Here is a 16,219-nt window from a genome sequence, read left to right on the forward strand (position 1 = left end):
GCTCTGCCCATGCCACGAGTTCCGGCGCGAACAGCCGCATCAGCGTGGCTCGCAATGGCTGCCTATAGCGGGCGTCCTCCCCGGGGCGGGGAGGGATCGCCCCATCGCACGAACGGCCACCGGCGTGGCCACCATCGATGCGCAAGGGCCAACCATCGCGATTTCTGCGCGAAAAATTTAGGGACCGTATCGCGGAACCGAAGGCCCGCGCGGCCGCCGCGCGCGGATTTTGAGGATATTTCGGGTTCGAGAAATCGCGGTTTCGCTTCGCGAGAGGAGCTGATGATGACCAACCTCGTAGACCAGCAAACGCTAGCGGACCGCCTCCGCCTGACGCAAAGGCGGGTTCAGCAGCTTGAAGCCCGGGGCGTGATTGTGCGCCTTCCGGATGGCGGATATGACTTCGACCGCAACCAGCATCGCTACCGATGCTTTCGCGACCGAGATACGGTGCAAGTGAAGCTCGAAATTGTGCAAGCTGCGAAGGACGTCGATGAGATGCTTGCGCTGATGAGAACTAAACGCCGGGTCTCGCAACGCCGCCGGATCGCTATGGAGCGTGGTCCTGCTATCGGGCGACTAGACGATGCGATGCAGCTTTCAAATGCTATGGCGGACGAGCACGAACGTCAGATGCTGAGCGATTACACAAACATGGTCGTTGGCCGTTCCATGGGTGAAATGTTTGCTTTGTGCAAGTGGCAGCTTGCCGACTAGTGGGTTGCCGGACTGTTCCCGATCCACCGAGCGGCGCGAATGGAGTAGAACCAGCGTTGCTAGCCCCTAGCACCGCCTGCCCACCACACTTGGTCTCGGCTCAGTCATTTGCCTCGCCTATCTCGCGGATTTCGCAACATTAACCGGCGGATCAAAATCGGGAAACGCAAATTCCAAATATCCAGAAAGGCCGCCGTCCCGCGTCCCCGCGTCGGAGGGAAGGCCCCCAAAGTACCTTAGAAAAGGCTGCCGGAGCGGCCTTCATCTTATTGTTTCGACGCGACGTCCGAGAAGCGGAAGATGAATTCAGGTTCCATAAGGGAGCCGCGCAAGGTCAAGCTGCCTTCTCTGACACAATCGGTGCTGTCCGCCCGAAATGATCCAGAGAAAACGACCTGCTTTCCTTCTGCCAGCGCCGACGCCTTCGAAAACAATGGGCTACCTGGATCGATCAGGGTGTTATCTCCTGCGTCCGAGACGGCATTGTTCCAAGTCTTGATCACAATGTCCTTGTCGATCTGCACTTCCAAGACGCCCTTGCCGTCGCCATTTGTCGAAAGCTTTGAAACTCGCCCGACCCAATTCCTAATACTCGGCGAGCGCAACAGGGCACATAGTTCCTTTGCGCGCAGTGGCCGGGCGGCCCCTTTCGCCATGTCATTCGCTCCCGACTTGTAGACCGAGCGCGCGTTCTCGACGGCAGCGATGAATTGCTTTTCGAGATCGGGCATTGCATTGAGCGCCTGCGATATCTCGGCCTTCGCCGGGGTTGTTACCGCAGCGAGTTCATGTTTTGCGGGGTCAGCCTCACGTTGCAGTTCTTGCCGTCGAGAAATTTCTGCCGCCTCTGCTCGGGCCAAAGCATCCTGCCGCGCTTTTTCCTGCAACCCTAGCTGACTTCGAATATCCGCTAGCTTTTGCTCTGCCGCCTGTCGAGCGCGCCGAGCTGCTTCGGCTTCCTTGGCCGCTTCCGCAATTTTGGGTGCCTCGGCTTCCGCAACTCGCAGCGCCTCTTCTGCGGCCTCTCGATCACGCTTCGCCTCTGCGCGAAGCCGCTCTTGCTTTATGCGAGCTTCCTCTTGCGAGAGTTCGCGTTTCTTTTGAGCCTCAAGCGCTTCTAGCGCAGCCATTTCGTTTTGCTTGGCGCGCTCTCGCTCCATCGTCTCCCTTGCGAGCCTGCCGCTCGCTTCGATTTGGGCAAGCCTCTGTCGTTCTGCGGCCCTGCCTCGTTCGACCGCTTGCTTGAGTGTCTGCGTTGCTCGTTGAACCTCGCGCCGAGCGTCAAGATTGTAGCTCGGAGGGAAACCATTGACCTCAAGGAAGCACCGATCTCTTACCTGTGCGTACTCCTCAACCATCGCGTCAGTCCACTCGGAGTTTGGCTTGCCGAGGAACTTATCGCCGTAAATCCGTCCCAGATCGGTCCACGCGCGTTTGCAACCACCCCGGCTGTCCACCCACGACTGAACATAGTCAGCTTTGGCAATATTAGAACTGGCGAGGGCGACCATCACCACGCCCAGCGAAACTATCACTCTCAAACGACAATCCCCCAATCATCAACGTTTGGCTCGTATTGATCACAGCCAACACACGATGTCAGTTAGACGAATTAGGTGCATCCGCTCTTCTCCCCAAGTTCCTCACTAGGAACTGGCCGCTGCAACCGGCAGCCGAGCTTTTGCATGGGCGACATTTGGCTCCGCCCTTTAAGGGATTTGTAACTGGTCGGTGAAAGCCTACTCACATTGCAGATAGGTCGCGATCAGCGGCAGCGAATTCCGAAATGCTTTAACCCGACCGGCCCGGTTTGCGGTCTCCTTCCATTTTGGAGAGGCCCACTATGTTCAAAGGCATCCTAGTTGCAGGTTTGGTGCTGCTTGGTGCAGCGCTGCTCGATCAGTATCTCACCCATGGTCTGTATGCCGACGCTGCCATGGCGATGCTGCGACAGATCAGGCACTCGTTTCGCGTTTGAGGCATTTCGGCTGATGCCATCTGACCGAGCGGCAGACTATGGAGCTATGGCAAGGCTCACGGCTGGTAGGCTCTCCAGCCCTGACACAACAAAAGCCATGTGGGCGTTACACCGCATGGCTTTTGGTGGGACTGTCCCCGTCAGCGCGGGAATTCCATCCTCTCGCCATTAAAACGCGGATAGCGTCCGGACGTTCCGGACCTTTGCGCCAGCTATGTTTGCTAGCGCCTTCGGAACCGCAACCTTTTAAACCTAGGTGAATTAATCTTCGGCTGCGGGCTTCGCAAAACTGCGAGGCGAGCCATGCACCTATCGCCAATTGAGGCCTTTCTTGCAGTCGCCGCCCTAGGAACCGCAGTCTTGATCGAGATCGCTGCGTTCATCGTCATAGGGTTGATCTGAGACCGCTGATAGCAGCCACCCTGGCATCGCCGCCATACCGAACGCTGTTATATCGATGCTGCGACAAATCAGGCACTCGTTTCGCGTTTGATTGAGGGGCGCTTCGGTGGACGCCGTGCGTGCACGGTCCCGCCTCGGGTAGTGGGGCTGGGGGCTCTGGGACGGAACCGTGCTAGGCCGCTCGGGGTTGGCGGCCCGATCTGATAACGCGGCGCTGTTAGCTGTCGTTCCTGCTGCGACGCAGATGCGCGCGAGGCCCGGCTGAGGGTATCCGGGCCTCTGGCAGGAACCTCAACGGCACCCCTCCGTGCCGCTCGGCTGATGCTCTAACGAACGTTAGGTCTTTTATCATTCCGTCACATTGATCTGGGGCAATGTGTCGGTACCGCACGGTGATCGCGTATCGGTCGCCATTCCAGCAGCTCCCGCCAAGCGCTGCACCCGCCGCCGCGCCTGTTCCTGATCGTGGATGTGGGCCATCACTGCGCCAAATCGCGCATGTCGAACCATTGCCCGCAGCCAGGGCATTTCATGTGATGATCGGCCTCGGTCCTAGCGATGCCGTTGACGTTTCGTCCTCTGCAACGCCTATGATCTCGTACTCAAAGACGACGCCTTCGGGATCGTTCACCACGAACCACTTATCGGCGAGGTCCGGGTTTGCAAACACCTTGAGATGGTCACGGTCGCCGACCTGCTTCTTTGTATCGACGTAAATCCAGACCGTTTTCATCGATCTCGCGCCAGCTTGCGGCGTCCCCAGTGGGGTTCCTTGCGAGATGGGTTAAATTCCGAACGTGGCCCCGGTTCAATGCTTTCATGACGCCGATCCGGGCAAACATCGCTGGCCCATCGTGTTCCGCTACCAGCAACAGCGCCTGCATCGCGGCTTGCCATTTTTCTTCATCGTGCTCTGCGTGCGGCAGCTTGGTAATGTATTCTGCCGCGTCGCGCAGTGTGACCAGTGGCTTCCGGCCCGGCACTATGATTGGATCGAAAAACCCTTGATCCCATGACACTAACCCACGCCCGCCGACTGGCTGTCGATATCGAGGACTGTGGATAAGAGAAATATTTCTACAACCATCACGCGAATGGTGCACTTTTTTCGTGTAGCGTGTGATTGCTGGTTCGTAAAAGAGATGTCTATGGCCTAGCGGGTTATAGAGTTCATCATTTTCAAAACGATTGCTGAGGAACGTATGGCTAAAGCAAAGGTCTTTATTAGCTTCGATTACGATAACGACGAGACGCTCAAGGATTTTCTGGTAGGGCAATCAAAACTCGCGGACTCCCCGTTCGAATTGGTCGATTGGTCGATCAAGGAAGCGTTAAGTGGGAATTGGAAGGAGAAGGCGCGTGCAAGGATAAAGGGCGCTGATGTTGTTGCAGTCATCTGTGGAAAGAAAACCAATACCGCTGCGGGTGTGAGCGCTGAAGTTTCCATCGCGCAAGAGGAGAAGATTTCTTACTTCCTGCTGCAGGGCTATAAGGATGGTGGCTGCAAAGCACCGACCTCCTCCAAATCCACCGACAAGATATACGATTGGACGTGGCCGAACCTCAAAGCCCTTATCGGCGGCGGTCGATGAAAAAGGCGTTGATAATTGGCATCGACGATTACCCATCCGCCCCTTTGAGCGGTTGCGTAAACGATGCCATCTCAGTCGCAAACAGACTTGAAACGAATGGCGATGGTTCGCCCAATTTCTCGGTCCGCCTAATCACCAGCAACGATACGAATGTAACGAGCGCTCTGTTGTCAGAAGCCACTTCCGAACTCTTCAAGGGAGATGCTGATACGGCGCTCCTCTTCTTTGCAGGTCATGGGCTAATCAATCCAGAAACGAATGCTGGCTATATAGTTAGCCAAGACGGCAAAAAGGGATCGTGGGGTCTAGGTTTGTCTGAAATCCTGAACCTTGCCAACACCGCTTATCCGCGTATCAAATCAACCGTCGTCATCCTCGACAGTTGCCAATCTGGCTTTGCTGGAGAACTGCCGTCATTGGCGAACCAAAATATCTCAGCAATTGGCACCGGCGTGACAATTCTTACCGCCTGCCATCGAGAAGGCGCAGCGAGTGAAGCTAATGGGCACGGGCTTTTTACTGGAATACTTCTCGACGGATTAGGTGGTAGTTCGGCGGACGTTTGCGGCAACATAACGCCTGCATCGCTGTATTCGTTGATCGACCAAACGTTGGGGCCTTGGGAGCAGCGCCCAATCTATAAAGCGAACGTGCAGACGTTTGTTACCCTTCGACAGGTGACGCCCAAAATCCCACTAGACACACTTCGGCGGCTTCCCGCCTATTTCCCGATGTCGGCGCACATATTTCGCCTTGATCCTTCTTTTGAGCCTGACCGGCAAAACATCCCTGAGGCGCTGCGCAACATTCCGGTAAATGAGGAGAATGTGCGGACCTTCAAGGAGCTTCAGATGTGCAACCGCCACGGTTTAGTTGTGCCCATCGATGCTGAGCACATGTTTTATGCTGCTATCAATTCGACAGGCTGTAAACTTACCGCGCTCGGTGCGCACTATCGAAAGCTAGCCGAGATGAAGCGGATTTGAAGTGTTGGGATAGCTGATCAAGAACAACCAGCAGGCGATCCACCTGTTCTTCGGCAAGCACGATACCGCCAAGGCTCGATAAAACTGCCGCTCCACATGCCACGGTCCGCGCGCTTTGGTTCGTCCTGCGCCGCCGCGTATGCTCCCTTGGAATATAGCGGCCAGTCGAGTGCCTGGCCGTTCTTGACCAGCCACTCCGCAAGATCGATATCCGCGACAGTGCAGACCGCAACAGCGCGCCGGTATTGGTCGCGATCAACTTCAACGCACTCAACGGGGCGGCTAATGAATGCATCGAGGTCGTTCGCGGCTTTCTGCCCACATCGATAATGGTCGCTGCTCTTGGTCCGGCAAAGTTGGTCGCTCTCGGGCGCGTCGATGCCCCAAAGGCGAAGGCGGTTGCCGTGGATTTCTAGCGTGTCGCCGTCGATGACGCTGGCTTGGCCGGTTAAGCCATCGGCCGCTTGAGCCGATGTGGCTAATAGCATCGATGCTATTAGGAGGTTGCGCACGGAGAGGCCGCGCAATTTGAAATCAGCGCGATCATTTCTTCTTACATGGCCACGTTACCATCATCACTGCGGTCGTTGGTACGATAAAGTCGTCATGTAGTTGCTCCGGGCGGCGCTCGGCTTCTTTCACAACCATCCGCACAAGCTGATCGTTGGTGACGCCATCAGGCGGACATACCAGTGCGAAAGCCCGCAATGCCTCCACAGCGCCGACCACAAAACCAGCGCACATCCCCGAAGTGGTGAGGCGGTTCGGCTCCGTTCTGAGGATTTGCTTAATCTCTTCTATGTCGCGGTCGGTTTTGTTCTGCCCGGGCAGATGCCGATCCGATCAGTACAGCGATCACCGTCGTGGTCAAACCCGCAATTCGACGAAACTGAAACATTTCGTTTGACCAATAACTTTAGAGTGGCCAGTGGACACCAAGACAGATTTCAATTCCCGCCTTTAAGTAAGCCAAACGACGCAAAGATCATTCCGCCGACTATCATGAGGACGGCCAAAGCCCTTCCGGCCAGTTCGCCCTGTCCCAATAGCGCGAGCAACGTAAAAGCTACGATCCAAGTGCACATGACAGCGGCGGGACCGTTAGCCCGCAAGTTCAAAGCAATATTGCTGAAAAAATTCATTTCTGGCCTCAGTTGAAATTCAACCGGAACTGGCAACCGAAGGCAATAGGGACTATCCGTCTTATGCAGTGGATGATGCTGCCGCCACGTCTTCCTTGTCCGCGCCGCGCGCCACGATCTTCAACGCATCATCCGGCAGCGGTCGCTGCAACGCCTTCGCTTCTTCCCATGGCGCGCGCATCCAAACGTCTCGTTCTTCGTCGGTCGTCAGGATCACCGGCATTGCCTTGGGATGGATCGGCTCGACCACCGCGTTCGGCGATGTCGTCAGAAAGCCGTAGACGAGATGCGGTCCGGGGATCGGTTTCGACTTGGTACCCCGGTCGCCTTTGAACTCAGTCCAGATGCCGCCGAAGGCGAACAGCGGTCGGTCATTGTTCAGCGCAAACCAAACCACGTCCTTCTTGCCGGTCTCTGGGTTCGGCTCCGGCGCGTATTCCGCGAAGCTGTTTGCCGGGATAAGACAGCGGTTGTCCGCCTGAGCCATCCCCTCCAATGCGGCGAGGACGTATTGCGGATGTTGGTGACTGGTGGGCCGCCTGTGCGCGGTGGTGGCGGCATGCCCCAGCGCATCACGGCAAGCTCGGTGCCGTTGTCGGTGTTGCGGATCACGGGCGCGGGATAGTCCGGGAAGACGCCGGGCATGGGCGCGAGGTTGCCGACGTAGCGGTTGAGGACACGAAACAGCCGGATGATCGCTTCCTGGTTCGTGGTGATCGAATAGAGATTACACATATCAAAGCCGTGGTGTGCACTCAGGCTCAATCGTCATTTAACATCGTGCGGATCGATACCTTTTCCAGCAATAGCTCGTTCAGTTCCATAGGCCTGACTCGTCTGAAACCCCTAACGCGTAGCCGCCGTGGATCAGTTGGCTGCCTTCCTGGCCTTCTTGACGGCAGTTGTTTTCCGGGCTTTGGGACGGCGCTTCACGGGTAAAGTCTGCTCCGCCTTGATACGTTCCAGCAGGGCGCTAGCCGGTTCGTCGTTCGGGTCCTGCGGCACAAGCTCGCCCCGGAACGCTTTGGCGAGGATGGCTTGGTCGAGGTGGTCGATGAGTTTGCGGGCACTTGTTGTCTCGGCAGCAAGGCGGTCGATCCAAGAAAAAGCGGTCTCAATTTTGCTGACGATTACTTGCTGGTCCTTGAGCGAAATTTCCGGAACGCTGACCGCTCTTATATCTTCAAGACCGAGACCAGCACGCGTCGCTCCTCGATCCTTCTCCAACAGCTGTTCTTGTCCGATGTCACTCGATAAGTACCACGCCAGATATGGACCGTTTTCAGGAGCCTTGAGCCGAACCAAAGCTACGTGCTGATTTACATAAGCCGGTCCTATGTCGGAAGTGACCAGTCCGACCCGCCCTAGGTCAGCAGTGATGGTAATCACGAGATCATTCGGTCGTACATTGGTCCGCTGACCCTCAGATCCATCTGGAGGAGCTACCCTTTGAGTGTCGTCCCAATTAAGGGAGATGTCCGTCCGCTGGACATTCCCGACCCGGATGAACTTCGGTCCGGTATCTGAATAATATTTCGCCCAGCCACGTGAGCCGCTCGTCACGAAGTCGGAGCAATCGCCAAGCGTCGTTGTGATGCAGGTTTGCAACTGGCCTCGAAACGCCGCCGTTAAAATCGCTTGTTTGTACTTCTCAACAAGTCGAGGGATATGGTCGAGGTGTTGGCGGGCGCGTCTTGAGTTTGCAGACAGGTTTTCGATCTTCGCCACGATCCGTCGCTGCTCTGGCAGCGGTGGTAGAGCCATCAGCGTTCGGTTTAAGGCCGCCTGATTGATTTTTGGCAGCACGGTCCGGCCCTGCTCATGAGCGATCACATCTCGGAAATCGGGCGATGTTAGCCAGTAGAGCAAATATTTCGGCTCCGCCGTATCCTTTGTCCAAAGAGGGTACATGTCAGCACTACAGACGCCCTCGAAATCCACCAGGACAGATTTGAGCAGATACGGGCGTATCTTGGTGAAGAGTATTTGACCGGGGTAGAAGCGCTGCTTGGAGCTAATGACGGCATCGGCGCGGACGGTCGAATATGGAAGCAGTTGGCGGTTGCCCGAACCAATGTGGTTGGGCGCGATGTGAGGTAAATCGAGTACTTTCGACGGTGCGACCAAGTTCTGTGCAATGTCGGCAACGTCTTCAAATCGGGCCCATGCCCAGCCGTTCGGCAGATCGCTCATTCCGCAGCCTCGGCCACGGCAGCAGCTTCATCAACAGTGTCCGGCTCTAATTCTTCCGATAGGGTTTCGATTTCCTCCAGCGCCGCCTTGAGATGCCCGATAATCGCAGCTGCAATATCTTCCGGCTCCGTTAAGTACGCTTCCGCATCAATCTCCGTATCGCGCAGCCAGGAAATGTCGAGGCTGTCATTTCGCGCCTTGATTGCTTCCCGCGTGAAACAACGCCAGCGACCTTCCTCGCCCTGATCCTTGCGCTTGGCTCCGCCGTTCGGATCGTCCCCATAAGCCTTCTCGAAGTCGGCGAAGTCTTGAACCGTCAACGGACGGGTTTTGCCGAAGGCAGGCGCGTCTGCGCGCATGTCGTAGACCCATACGGCCTTGGTGTTGGCCCTGTCGGTCTTGCCACGTTGAAAGAACAGCAGGTTAGTCTTGACACCCTGCGCATAGAAGATGCCCGTTGGTAGCCTCAACACGGTGTGCAGATTGCACAGATCCATCAGCCATGAACGCAGCCGCTGTCCGGTATTATCCTCGAACAGAACGTTATCGGGCACCACCACCGCCGCCCGCCCGCCCGGTTTCAAACTGCGCACAACATGCTCGACAAAGGCCAATTGCTTGTTTGACGTATCCGCCGTGATGGAGAAGTCGGAGCGCGTTGGCCGACCGCCGCCCTTCTTTGTTCCGAAAGGAGGGTTGGTCAGGATCAAGTCGGCCTTCGGCAATCGCTCACCGTCGGGGCTCAGCGTATCTCCTACGGCGACACCCGATCCCTCGATGCCGTGAAGCATCAGGTTCATTAGCAACAGCCGATGGGCATCAAGGACCAGTTCTAGGCCAACGAAAGCCTGTGTTCGCTGGAATGCCTGCTGCGCTGGGGGCAGGTTGAACAGGTCGTCGGTGGCGTCCTTGATGTAACGATCCGCCGCCACGAGAAAGCCGCCTGTCCCGGCTGCGGGGTCCTGCACAATCTCGCCCGGCTTTGGCTTGAGAAGGCGCACTGCACAGTCGATCAAGGGACGCGGTGTGAAGTACTGTCCAGCTCCCGATTTCTTCTCGCCAGCATTCTTTTGCAGCAGACCTTCATAAAGATCGCCCAAGCCCTCACGTCGAGCCGAAAACCAATCCAACTTGTCAATTTCCGAGACCAGCGTTCTTAAATTTGTCGGCTTCCGCAGCGAAGTCTGAGCGTCCGTAAAGATGTCCCGCACCATGCCGGTGCCACTGGTGCCGAGCTTGAGCAGCAAGGCACGGTAGTAGGTCAGCAAGTCTTCGCCTTCGCGCTTGGTCAGATCGCCCCAACGATATCCCTTGGGTAAGGCGTCCTCGCGCTTGGTCTCCTGCATCATCTTTAGAAATAGCAGAAACGTAAGCTCGGTCACGTAAGCTTGATACGTGATGCCGTCATCGCGCAAAACGTTGCAGAGGCCCCAGAGCTTCTGCACGATATCGCGCGTGACATTGTCGTTCGTCATGCAGACTTGCTCCAGAGTTCGTCATTAATGTCGCCCAGAATGGCTTCCAGTCGTCCGTCAAAGATGCGATCCAATCGCGTGAACCCGCCGGTTTCTTCACGGAATTGACCTTCATCCAACACGGCACGGTCGGCAACGCCAACCTGTGCCACGGCCTTGCCGATGCGTTCAAGCCATTTGCGCTGCGGTTCGCTCCAAGTCCCGCGCTTGCCAATACGATCCATCGCTGTCTTCACGCGGTCGGCCCAGGGTAGAAGCGGATCGCCGAGTGCCGCCTGCCGAATGAACCCAACAATGGATGCAGCGATATCCTCGTTCTTGGCCTGCTTCCAGGCGTTCCGTAACGCGGCCTCGGAGAACCCTTGCCGGTCGAGCTCCATCCGGACGGCCTTGAGGTTATCTCGCGTCAGCTCTCGCGGGCGCTGCACGACGGCTCGCAATGCCGCGACTTTGTTGACGTTTTCGCGGACGAACCGTTCGAACGAAATGAGAAAGTCTTCCGGCTTTGTTGTCGCACCGTATCCGCTTGTCACGCCAACCAGTTTGTCAGGATGCACCGAAATCGGCAGCGGGATTGGTCTTCCGCCTTCAGGCCTCCAGTCGAGGATCGGTCCAATCCCGGGCTTGCCTTTGACCCATGTGGCCATTCCCTCTAGTGGCTCCTGCGCAAGGCGATTGAGCGTCGTCCGGACCGGCTCGCCCGCTGCTGCCTCATAGGCCTCCTGTGCCTGCGGCGTTAGCTTGCCTACAGCTCTACGTAGCTTCACGAGAATTTCGTCGCGCAATTGTCCCCGATGACCGGGGTCGGTCACCCGAGCGAATTCTTCGAGCAATTGCGTGAGGGTCAATTTCGGATTGACGACAACCGGTTTCATCGCGGTCAGGGATTGAAGCGCCTCATAAATACCCACGGCATCAAAAATGCGGAATGTCTCCTTGCCAATTTCAGGGCAGAGGCGGGTAGCCCGACCTAACATCTGTTCGTAGAGGATGCGGCTTGACACACGACGGATGAACACGAGATTTTCGATCTTGGGGACATCGATGCCAGTCGTCAGAAGATCAACTGTTACCGCCACAGATGGCGCAGCATCGTTGCGATAACTGCGGATCAGCTTTCCGGGGTCGTCAACGCTGCCCGTGATCTTCGCGACAGTGGCGTCATCCACGCTGCCATAGCGTCGTTCGAACGCCTTCTTGAGTTCGTCCACCACGATATCTGCATGCCCATCGGTTGCAGCAAAAACCAGAGTTTTGCCGGGCAGGGACGGGTCAATCTGCTTGGCCAGCTCCTCGCAAACCACCCGATTGAATGAGCGGGTGATTACTTTTCGATTGAAGTCACTCACCTGGAAATCAAGATCGTCTGGCGCGTGGGTCAGATCGATTTGTCCGGTGGTTGCGTCGAGCAAAGGCAACTGTTCCCCGCGCGCGAAATGAATGCCATCTCGCGAAAGCTCGGTCTCGATCCGGATCGGCGGATCGTGATCGATCAAAAATCCATCGATCACGGCCTCGCGGTAGGAGTAGGTGAAGATGGGATCACCGAATATCTGGACAGTATGCAGCGCGGGTGTCGCTGTCAGTCCGATCTTCACGGCGTCGAAGTGTTCCAGCACGCGTCGATATTTCGATATGTAATCGGTCTCGCTCCTGAACGACAGTTCTGCATCGGACATTTCCCGGTCAAGCAGATAGCCTCGATGACACTCATCCACGATGATCAAATCGTATTGGTCAACGGGCGGTACATCTTCATTCTCGTTGGCAAACAGCACTCGCTTTACCAGCCCCTGGATCGTGCAGATATGCACCTTGGTGGCCGTTTCCGGGCTGATATCGCCGAGTTCCTTTAAGCCAAAGATGTCGGCAAATGTTCGCGTACTCACAATGCGCGTGGTCTTGAACTCGTTAGCAGCTTGATCACCGAGGGCGTGGCGGTCCACCACGAAGCATACACGGCGGAAGCGCTTCGTCTCCAGGAGACGGTACAGGAGAGCGATGGCGAGCTTGGTCTTGCCGGTGCCGGTTGCCATCGCCAGCAACATCGTGCGGTTGGCATCGTTGGTGAGCGCATTCTCGACGGTGCGTATTGCCCGCTTCTGATAGTCGCGCAGCGGAAAGCCAAACTCGATGGGCGATGACGCGAGGCGTTCCTGAGCAGCTTGCCGATCAATGTTCAGTTCGGCGGTCAAGCCTTCCGGCGTGGGCCAATCAGTCAGAGCGCGTCGCAAGTTGGTCGAATGACGGGCGTCACGAAACCATATGCCACTCTGCGTCTCGACCTGCTTGAGATAAGGGCGACCGTTGGTAGCGAACAGGAAGGGGACACGAAAGGGCTGCTCGTTAGTCTCCCCGGAGCTAAATCGCCATGGCCCGCCTTCCGGGAGTTCAATGCCGTCACCCGCCACGAACGCCTGAGCGTAGCGCCCGGTCTGATCAATCGCCGCCTGGATGTTTTTGCGCTTGCGCTTGGCTTCCACCAAGCCGATGCAGGTCATGCCAACGAAAAGAGCATAGTCGGCCGGACCGTTAGGAGTTGGCCATTCCGCGATAGCCATCGACTTGCCTTTGATGGGCCGGGCACCCTTGGCATATCGCAGGTTAACGCTGTCGGCGTCCCAACCGCGCTCACGCAGTTGCTCGTCTACGAGCTGGCGTGTGTCGGCTTCATCGAGGTTGATGGCTTCGGCGGCAACTTCCGCAAGCTGAACGACCTTCTGTTTTTCGGCCGCCGGACTGGCGACAGCGGCAGCCTGCCATTCAACCATTTGTTCGGCGAGTTGATTGGCGTCAATCCATGCAGCTTCTCGCGACGCGTTGGATTGAGGAGCCGATAAATGTTCAATTGCCGACGTCGCGACCTTGCCTTGCAGAATGGCTAGGCGCAGGGAGAGCTGTTCCTTAGCCGCTTCGCTTTCGGCGGCTAACTGCGCCCAAATCTCCTTCTCCTCGGCCGCGCCCTTCGCGCCCTGTTCGGCGACTAACTTCGCTGCCTCAGCCTCGGCGACAGCCTCTTTAGCTCGCTGGGCCTCAGTTAGGGCTGCCTCCTTTTCGGCTCGCAGTCGCGCAAGTTCGGCGGTGAGTTCAGCGGTGGCGTCAATGGGAGGGCGGGGTGGCTGAAATGGCCCTGACTTAAAGTTTTGATCGTCGAACGTGCGATAAAACCAGATGCCCAATTGCCGGGCCATCTTGAGGCATGACAACGCAGTTGCATGATCACCATCGCGGCGATGTACCGCAGCGTTGCCTGCCACCCGCAGCTGATGGAAGAGGTCCAGCACGTTCCGTGGATAGTTCGCATCAACCCGGAGGCGGCGGAGCAGATCGGCTTGAGGTTCGCTGGCGTCGGCCAAAAGGCCAGAGCGAGCGGCAACCATCTGCGCCAACAATTCGCCGAACTGGCGAACCGTTATCAGCGCGATAATGGGGTCATCGGAAAAATAGCGTTCGCAAAGAGCGCCGATGCGCTCCAAATCTGGATAGCGTCTCGCCAGAAAATTGAAATTGGCGGATTTTGGCTGCGCTTTGGCATTCATTTAGTTTGGCGACCGCTCCCCCGAAGCAGGCTGATTACCGCTATGGTGGCCCCCGTAGCGGTTAACCAGTTCTAATGCCAAGGCTGAGACACCATGAGCGAACCTCAGGGTCAATGCAACCGAAGTCATAGGCAGTCCGCAAGCGGGTAGGCTGGTTGCAGGTCAAATGCCGCCGTTGCGAGACCGAAGCTAGCCTCCCGCTCAATTCAATTCCGGCGTCCGCGCGATAGCCAGTCTGGAAACTGGAAGCGGCACTGAAATGCCGTTCATGCGGAACTCCGGCGATACAGGCCGCCCGTGGTGAAGCTGACGCAAGAGCTGGAGATCGCTCACCCGGACGATGATGATCGACGATGAAGCGCGGCTGAAAACGCGCTGTCGGGCCACGGCTATCGGTCGTCCGGGTCGCGGCAGGTACATTCCGCGAACCCGGTGCTAACATTTTGCTAACAAACCGCCTCAAACGGGGAGGGGCTGAACGAAACTAGAACGGCCTCAAATATGCAAAAAGCCTTATAAAATGGGATCAACTGCAATTGGACATGACAGGAGCGGATGGGCGCAGCCGAACTCCAAAACCGGGGGTCGCAGGTTCGAGCCCTGCCACTCCTGCCAGCTAAATCAAGCACTTACTCTAATTTGTTTGACTATGACGGGACCCCATCTAGGGGCACGACCGATTCGGGGACTGCGCCTTTCCACTGGATAGCACGGGACCGCAGCCGCCCTTTCACTCGCGGCGAGCGGACGGGTTCAGCTCCGTCATTCATGGAGCAGATTACAGGGGAACAGTCGGTCGAGAGACCGGACACCGATGCGCGCAGCCGTATCGTCGCACCCTGCAATGCCTTTCAGTATCCGGAGGAAACTTCCAAGAACTCCCGCGTTGCCGGCACAGCGCGCAGCTTGTTGCGCATTCAAGGGAGGCGAGGGAAGACCAATGGGACTCTTGTGGCGAGTCCTGAAGGCTGCGGTATCCGGCTTCATTGCCAACGATGCATTGAGCCGGGGAGCGTCCATCGCCTTCTATGCCGCCACCTCTCTGGCACCCGTGCTTCTGATCGTCGTTGCGATCGCCGGCCTGGCGTTTGGGCAGGACGCTGCCCGGGCCGCGATCAGTGAGGAGCTCGGTAAGCTGTTGGGGCCGACCGGCGCCGACTTCATTAAATCCATCCTGGCGCGATCAAGCGATCCGATGTCCGGCGCGACCGCGACAGCCGTCGGCATCGTCACGGTGCTGATAACAGCGTCAGGCGTGTTCGGCGAGATGCGCACGGCGTTAAACGCAACGTTCAAGGCCAAGCCGGCGGACGAGCCAATCTCCGCCTTGATCCGAAGCCGGGCGGCCAGCCTCGGTCTCGTCGCCGCATTGGGCTTCATGCTGATCGTCTCGCTGGCCGCCAGCGCCGCGCTGTCGGCCCTGGAACACTGGTCTGCCGGCAAGGTCGTGCTCAGCGCGATTAACACGGTCGTGTCGCTCGGCATCTTCACGCTATTGTTCGCAGCGATCTACAGGGTGCTGCCGGATACGACGATCTACTGGCGCCATCTTCTGCTGGGCGCTTTCGTCACAGCCCTGCTGTTCACCGTCGGAAAGTCGCTGATCGGATGGTACCTCGGTCAGGCAGCCCCGAACTCGACCTATGGCGCCGCGGGTGCTCTGATCGTCCTGATGTTCTGGGTCTACTACTCCGCGCAGATATTCCTGTTCGGCGCCGAGCTCACGAAGGCGATCGATGACGAAAGCCGGCCCGCCGAACCCCGGGACGCAGAAGGAGCGGGGTTGAGGCGTGCGTGAGAACGAATCCGCTGGTGGGTCGCTAATTCGGCAACCAGATCAAATGGTTGGACGAATTTCCTGCCGCTTGCCTGGAGCTAGGCGAAGAATGCGGTGAGGACGTCCACGTCCGATCGGGTGGGAGCTTCGCCCCGCAGGTCTGCGTCGATTACCCGCCGGCACGCATCGACCGTCATCTTGTCGCCGAGGTCGTTTGCCGCGTCGAGAACGGTCCAGGCCGTCTCGCCTGAAGGTCTATCGTAGTCGTGGCCTAACTGAGCCATGGTCTTCCCTCATTGCCCATCGATCGAGCATCAGGATAGCAGCCAGCTTTTTAATATCCGGATCGCGATCTCATGAGGATTTGAGGGGAGCCGGTACCTGCGATTAACCAATGGCTTTTCGCCGTCCAGGCCGG

At 57.4% G+C, this 16,219-nt stretch carries 13 protein-coding genes and 1 pseudogene; 6 read left to right on the forward strand and 8 right to left on the reverse strand.

Annotated elements, in window-relative coordinates; genetic code table 11:
• Positions 1-285: 285 nt before the first annotated feature.
• Positions 286-717, forward strand: coding sequence for a hypothetical protein (locus GWE18_RS06635; RefSeq protein ID WP_275184985.1), 432 nt, complete (start codon positions 286-288; stop codon positions 715-717).
• Positions 718-983: 266 nt separating this feature from the next.
• Here the strand turns inward: GWE18_RS06635 and GWE18_RS06640 are convergent, their stop codons facing one another.
• The gene (locus GWE18_RS06640; protein WP_275184986.1) at positions 984-2,258 is read right to left on the reverse strand and encodes a cell envelope integrity protein TolA; all 1,275 of its coding nucleotides are present in this window, start codon (positions 2,256-2,258) and stop codon (positions 984-986) included.
• A gap of 302 nt (positions 2,259-2,560) precedes the next feature.
• On the opposite strand from GWE18_RS06640, the gene GWE18_RS06645 reads away from it, so the two are divergent.
• The gene (locus GWE18_RS06645) at positions 2,561-2,695 is read left to right on the forward strand and encodes a hypothetical protein (protein ID WP_275184987.1); all 135 of its coding nucleotides are present in this window, start codon (positions 2,561-2,563) and stop codon (positions 2,693-2,695) included.
• 931 nt (positions 2,696-3,626) lie between these two features.
• On the opposite strand, the gene GWE18_RS06650 is transcribed toward GWE18_RS06645, so the two are convergent.
• Positions 3,627-3,830 (reverse strand): hypothetical protein, encoded by a 204-nt coding sequence (locus GWE18_RS06650; RefSeq protein WP_275184988.1) that lies wholly within the window; start codon positions 3,828-3,830, stop codon positions 3,627-3,629.
• Between the two features lie 64 nt (positions 3,831-3,894).
• On the opposite strand from GWE18_RS06650, the gene GWE18_RS06655 reads away from it, so the two are divergent.
• The 3 genes from GWE18_RS06655 (at position 3,895) to GWE18_RS06665 (ending at position 5,675) form a co-directional block, all read left to right on the forward strand.
• On the forward strand, positions 3,895-4,113 hold the full coding sequence (locus tag GWE18_RS06655; protein WP_275184989.1) for a hypothetical protein: 219 nt from the start codon (positions 3,895-3,897) through the stop codon (positions 4,111-4,113).
• Positions 4,114-4,299: 186 nt separating this feature from the next.
• A complete protein-coding gene (locus tag GWE18_RS06660) occupies positions 4,300-4,689 on the forward strand; it encodes a TIR domain-containing protein (protein WP_275184990.1) in 390 nt (129 codons plus the stop codon).
• Entirely contained in the window at positions 4,686-5,675 is a 990-nt protein-coding gene (locus tag GWE18_RS06665; RefSeq protein WP_275184991.1) for a caspase family protein, read from the forward strand. Before GWE18_RS06660 ends, GWE18_RS06665 begins: the two co-directional genes overlap by 4 nt.
• 17 nt (positions 5,676-5,692) lie before the next feature.
• Here GWE18_RS06665 and GWE18_RS06670 read toward each other — a convergent pair whose 3' ends face one another.
• The 5 genes and pseudogenes from GWE18_RS06670 to hsdR form a co-directional block, all read right to left on the reverse strand.
• On the reverse strand, positions 5,693-6,163 hold the full coding sequence (locus GWE18_RS06670; protein ID WP_275184992.1) for a thermonuclease family protein: 471 nt from the start codon (positions 6,161-6,163) through the stop codon (positions 5,693-5,695).
• 715 nt (positions 6,164-6,878) lie between these two features.
• Positions 6,879-7,552 (reverse strand): annotated as a pseudogene (locus GWE18_RS06675) (SOS response-associated peptidase family protein).
• Between the two features lie 132 nt (positions 7,553-7,684).
• On the reverse strand, positions 7,685-9,010 hold the full coding sequence (locus GWE18_RS06680) for a restriction endonuclease subunit S (protein ID WP_275184993.1): 1,326 nt from the start codon (positions 9,008-9,010) through the stop codon (positions 7,685-7,687).
• Complete coding sequence (locus GWE18_RS06685; protein ID WP_275184994.1) at positions 9,007-10,485, reverse strand: N-6 DNA methylase; 1,479 nt, start codon at positions 10,483-10,485, stop codon at positions 9,007-9,009. The genes GWE18_RS06680 and GWE18_RS06685 overlap by 4 nt, the downstream gene beginning before the upstream one ends.
• Positions 10,482-14,024, reverse strand: coding sequence for a type I restriction-modification system endonuclease (gene hsdR / locus GWE18_RS06690; protein WP_275184995.1), 3,543 nt, complete (start codon positions 14,022-14,024; stop codon positions 10,482-10,484). The genes GWE18_RS06685 and hsdR overlap by 4 nt, the downstream gene beginning before the upstream one ends.
• A gap of 940 nt (positions 14,025-14,964) precedes the next feature.
• Between hsdR and GWE18_RS06695 the strand changes: the two genes are divergently transcribed.
• Positions 14,965-15,822, forward strand: coding sequence for a YihY/virulence factor BrkB family protein (locus GWE18_RS06695; RefSeq protein ID WP_275184996.1), 858 nt, complete (start codon positions 14,965-14,967; stop codon positions 15,820-15,822).
• Between the two features lie 77 nt (positions 15,823-15,899).
• Here GWE18_RS06695 and GWE18_RS06700 read toward each other — a convergent pair whose 3' ends face one another.
• A complete protein-coding gene (locus tag GWE18_RS06700) occupies positions 15,900-16,085 on the reverse strand; it encodes a hypothetical protein (protein WP_275184997.1) in 186 nt (61 codons plus the stop codon).
• Between the last annotated feature and the right edge of the window lie 134 nt (positions 16,086-16,219).

It is taken from the genome of Bradyrhizobium sp. CSA112 (assembly GCF_029051645.1).
In the GTDB taxonomy this organism is placed as follows: domain Bacteria; phylum Pseudomonadota; class Alphaproteobacteria; order Rhizobiales; family Xanthobacteraceae; genus Bradyrhizobium.

Coding starts and splice junctions, on each gene's coding strand:
- GWE18_RS06665 (WP_275184991.1), top strand. CDS start 4,686: ATGAAAAAGGCGTTGATAATTGGCATCGACGATTACCCATCCGCCCCT.
- GWE18_RS06680 (WP_275184993.1), bottom strand. CDS start 9,010: ATGAGCGATCTGCCGAACGGCTGGGCATGGGCCCGATTTGAAGACGTT.
- GWE18_RS06645 (WP_275184987.1), top strand. CDS start 2,561: ATGTTCAAAGGCATCCTAGTTGCAGGTTTGGTGCTGCTTGGTGCAGCG.
- GWE18_RS06660 (WP_275184990.1), top strand. CDS start 4,300: ATGGCTAAAGCAAAGGTCTTTATTAGCTTCGATTACGATAACGACGAG.
- GWE18_RS06695 (WP_275184996.1), top strand. CDS start 14,965: ATGGGACTCTTGTGGCGAGTCCTGAAGGCTGCGGTATCCGGCTTCATT.
- GWE18_RS06650 (WP_275184988.1), bottom strand. CDS start 3,830: ATGAAAACGGTCTGGATTTACGTCGATACAAAGAAGCAGGTCGGCGAC.
- GWE18_RS06635 (WP_275184985.1), top strand. CDS start 286: ATGACCAACCTCGTAGACCAGCAAACGCTAGCGGACCGCCTCCGCCTG.
- hsdR (WP_275184995.1), bottom strand. CDS start 14,024: ATGAATGCCAAAGCGCAGCCAAAATCCGCCAATTTCAATTTTCTGGCG.
- GWE18_RS06685 (WP_275184994.1), bottom strand. CDS start 10,485: ATGACGAACGACAATGTCACGCGCGATATCGTGCAGAAGCTCTGGGGC.
- GWE18_RS06700 (WP_275184997.1), bottom strand. CDS start 16,085: ATGGCTCAGTTAGGCCACGACTACGATAGACCTTCAGGCGAGACGGCC.
- GWE18_RS06670 (WP_275184992.1), bottom strand. CDS start 6,163: ATGCTATTAGCCACATCGGCTCAAGCGGCCGATGGCTTAACCGGCCAA.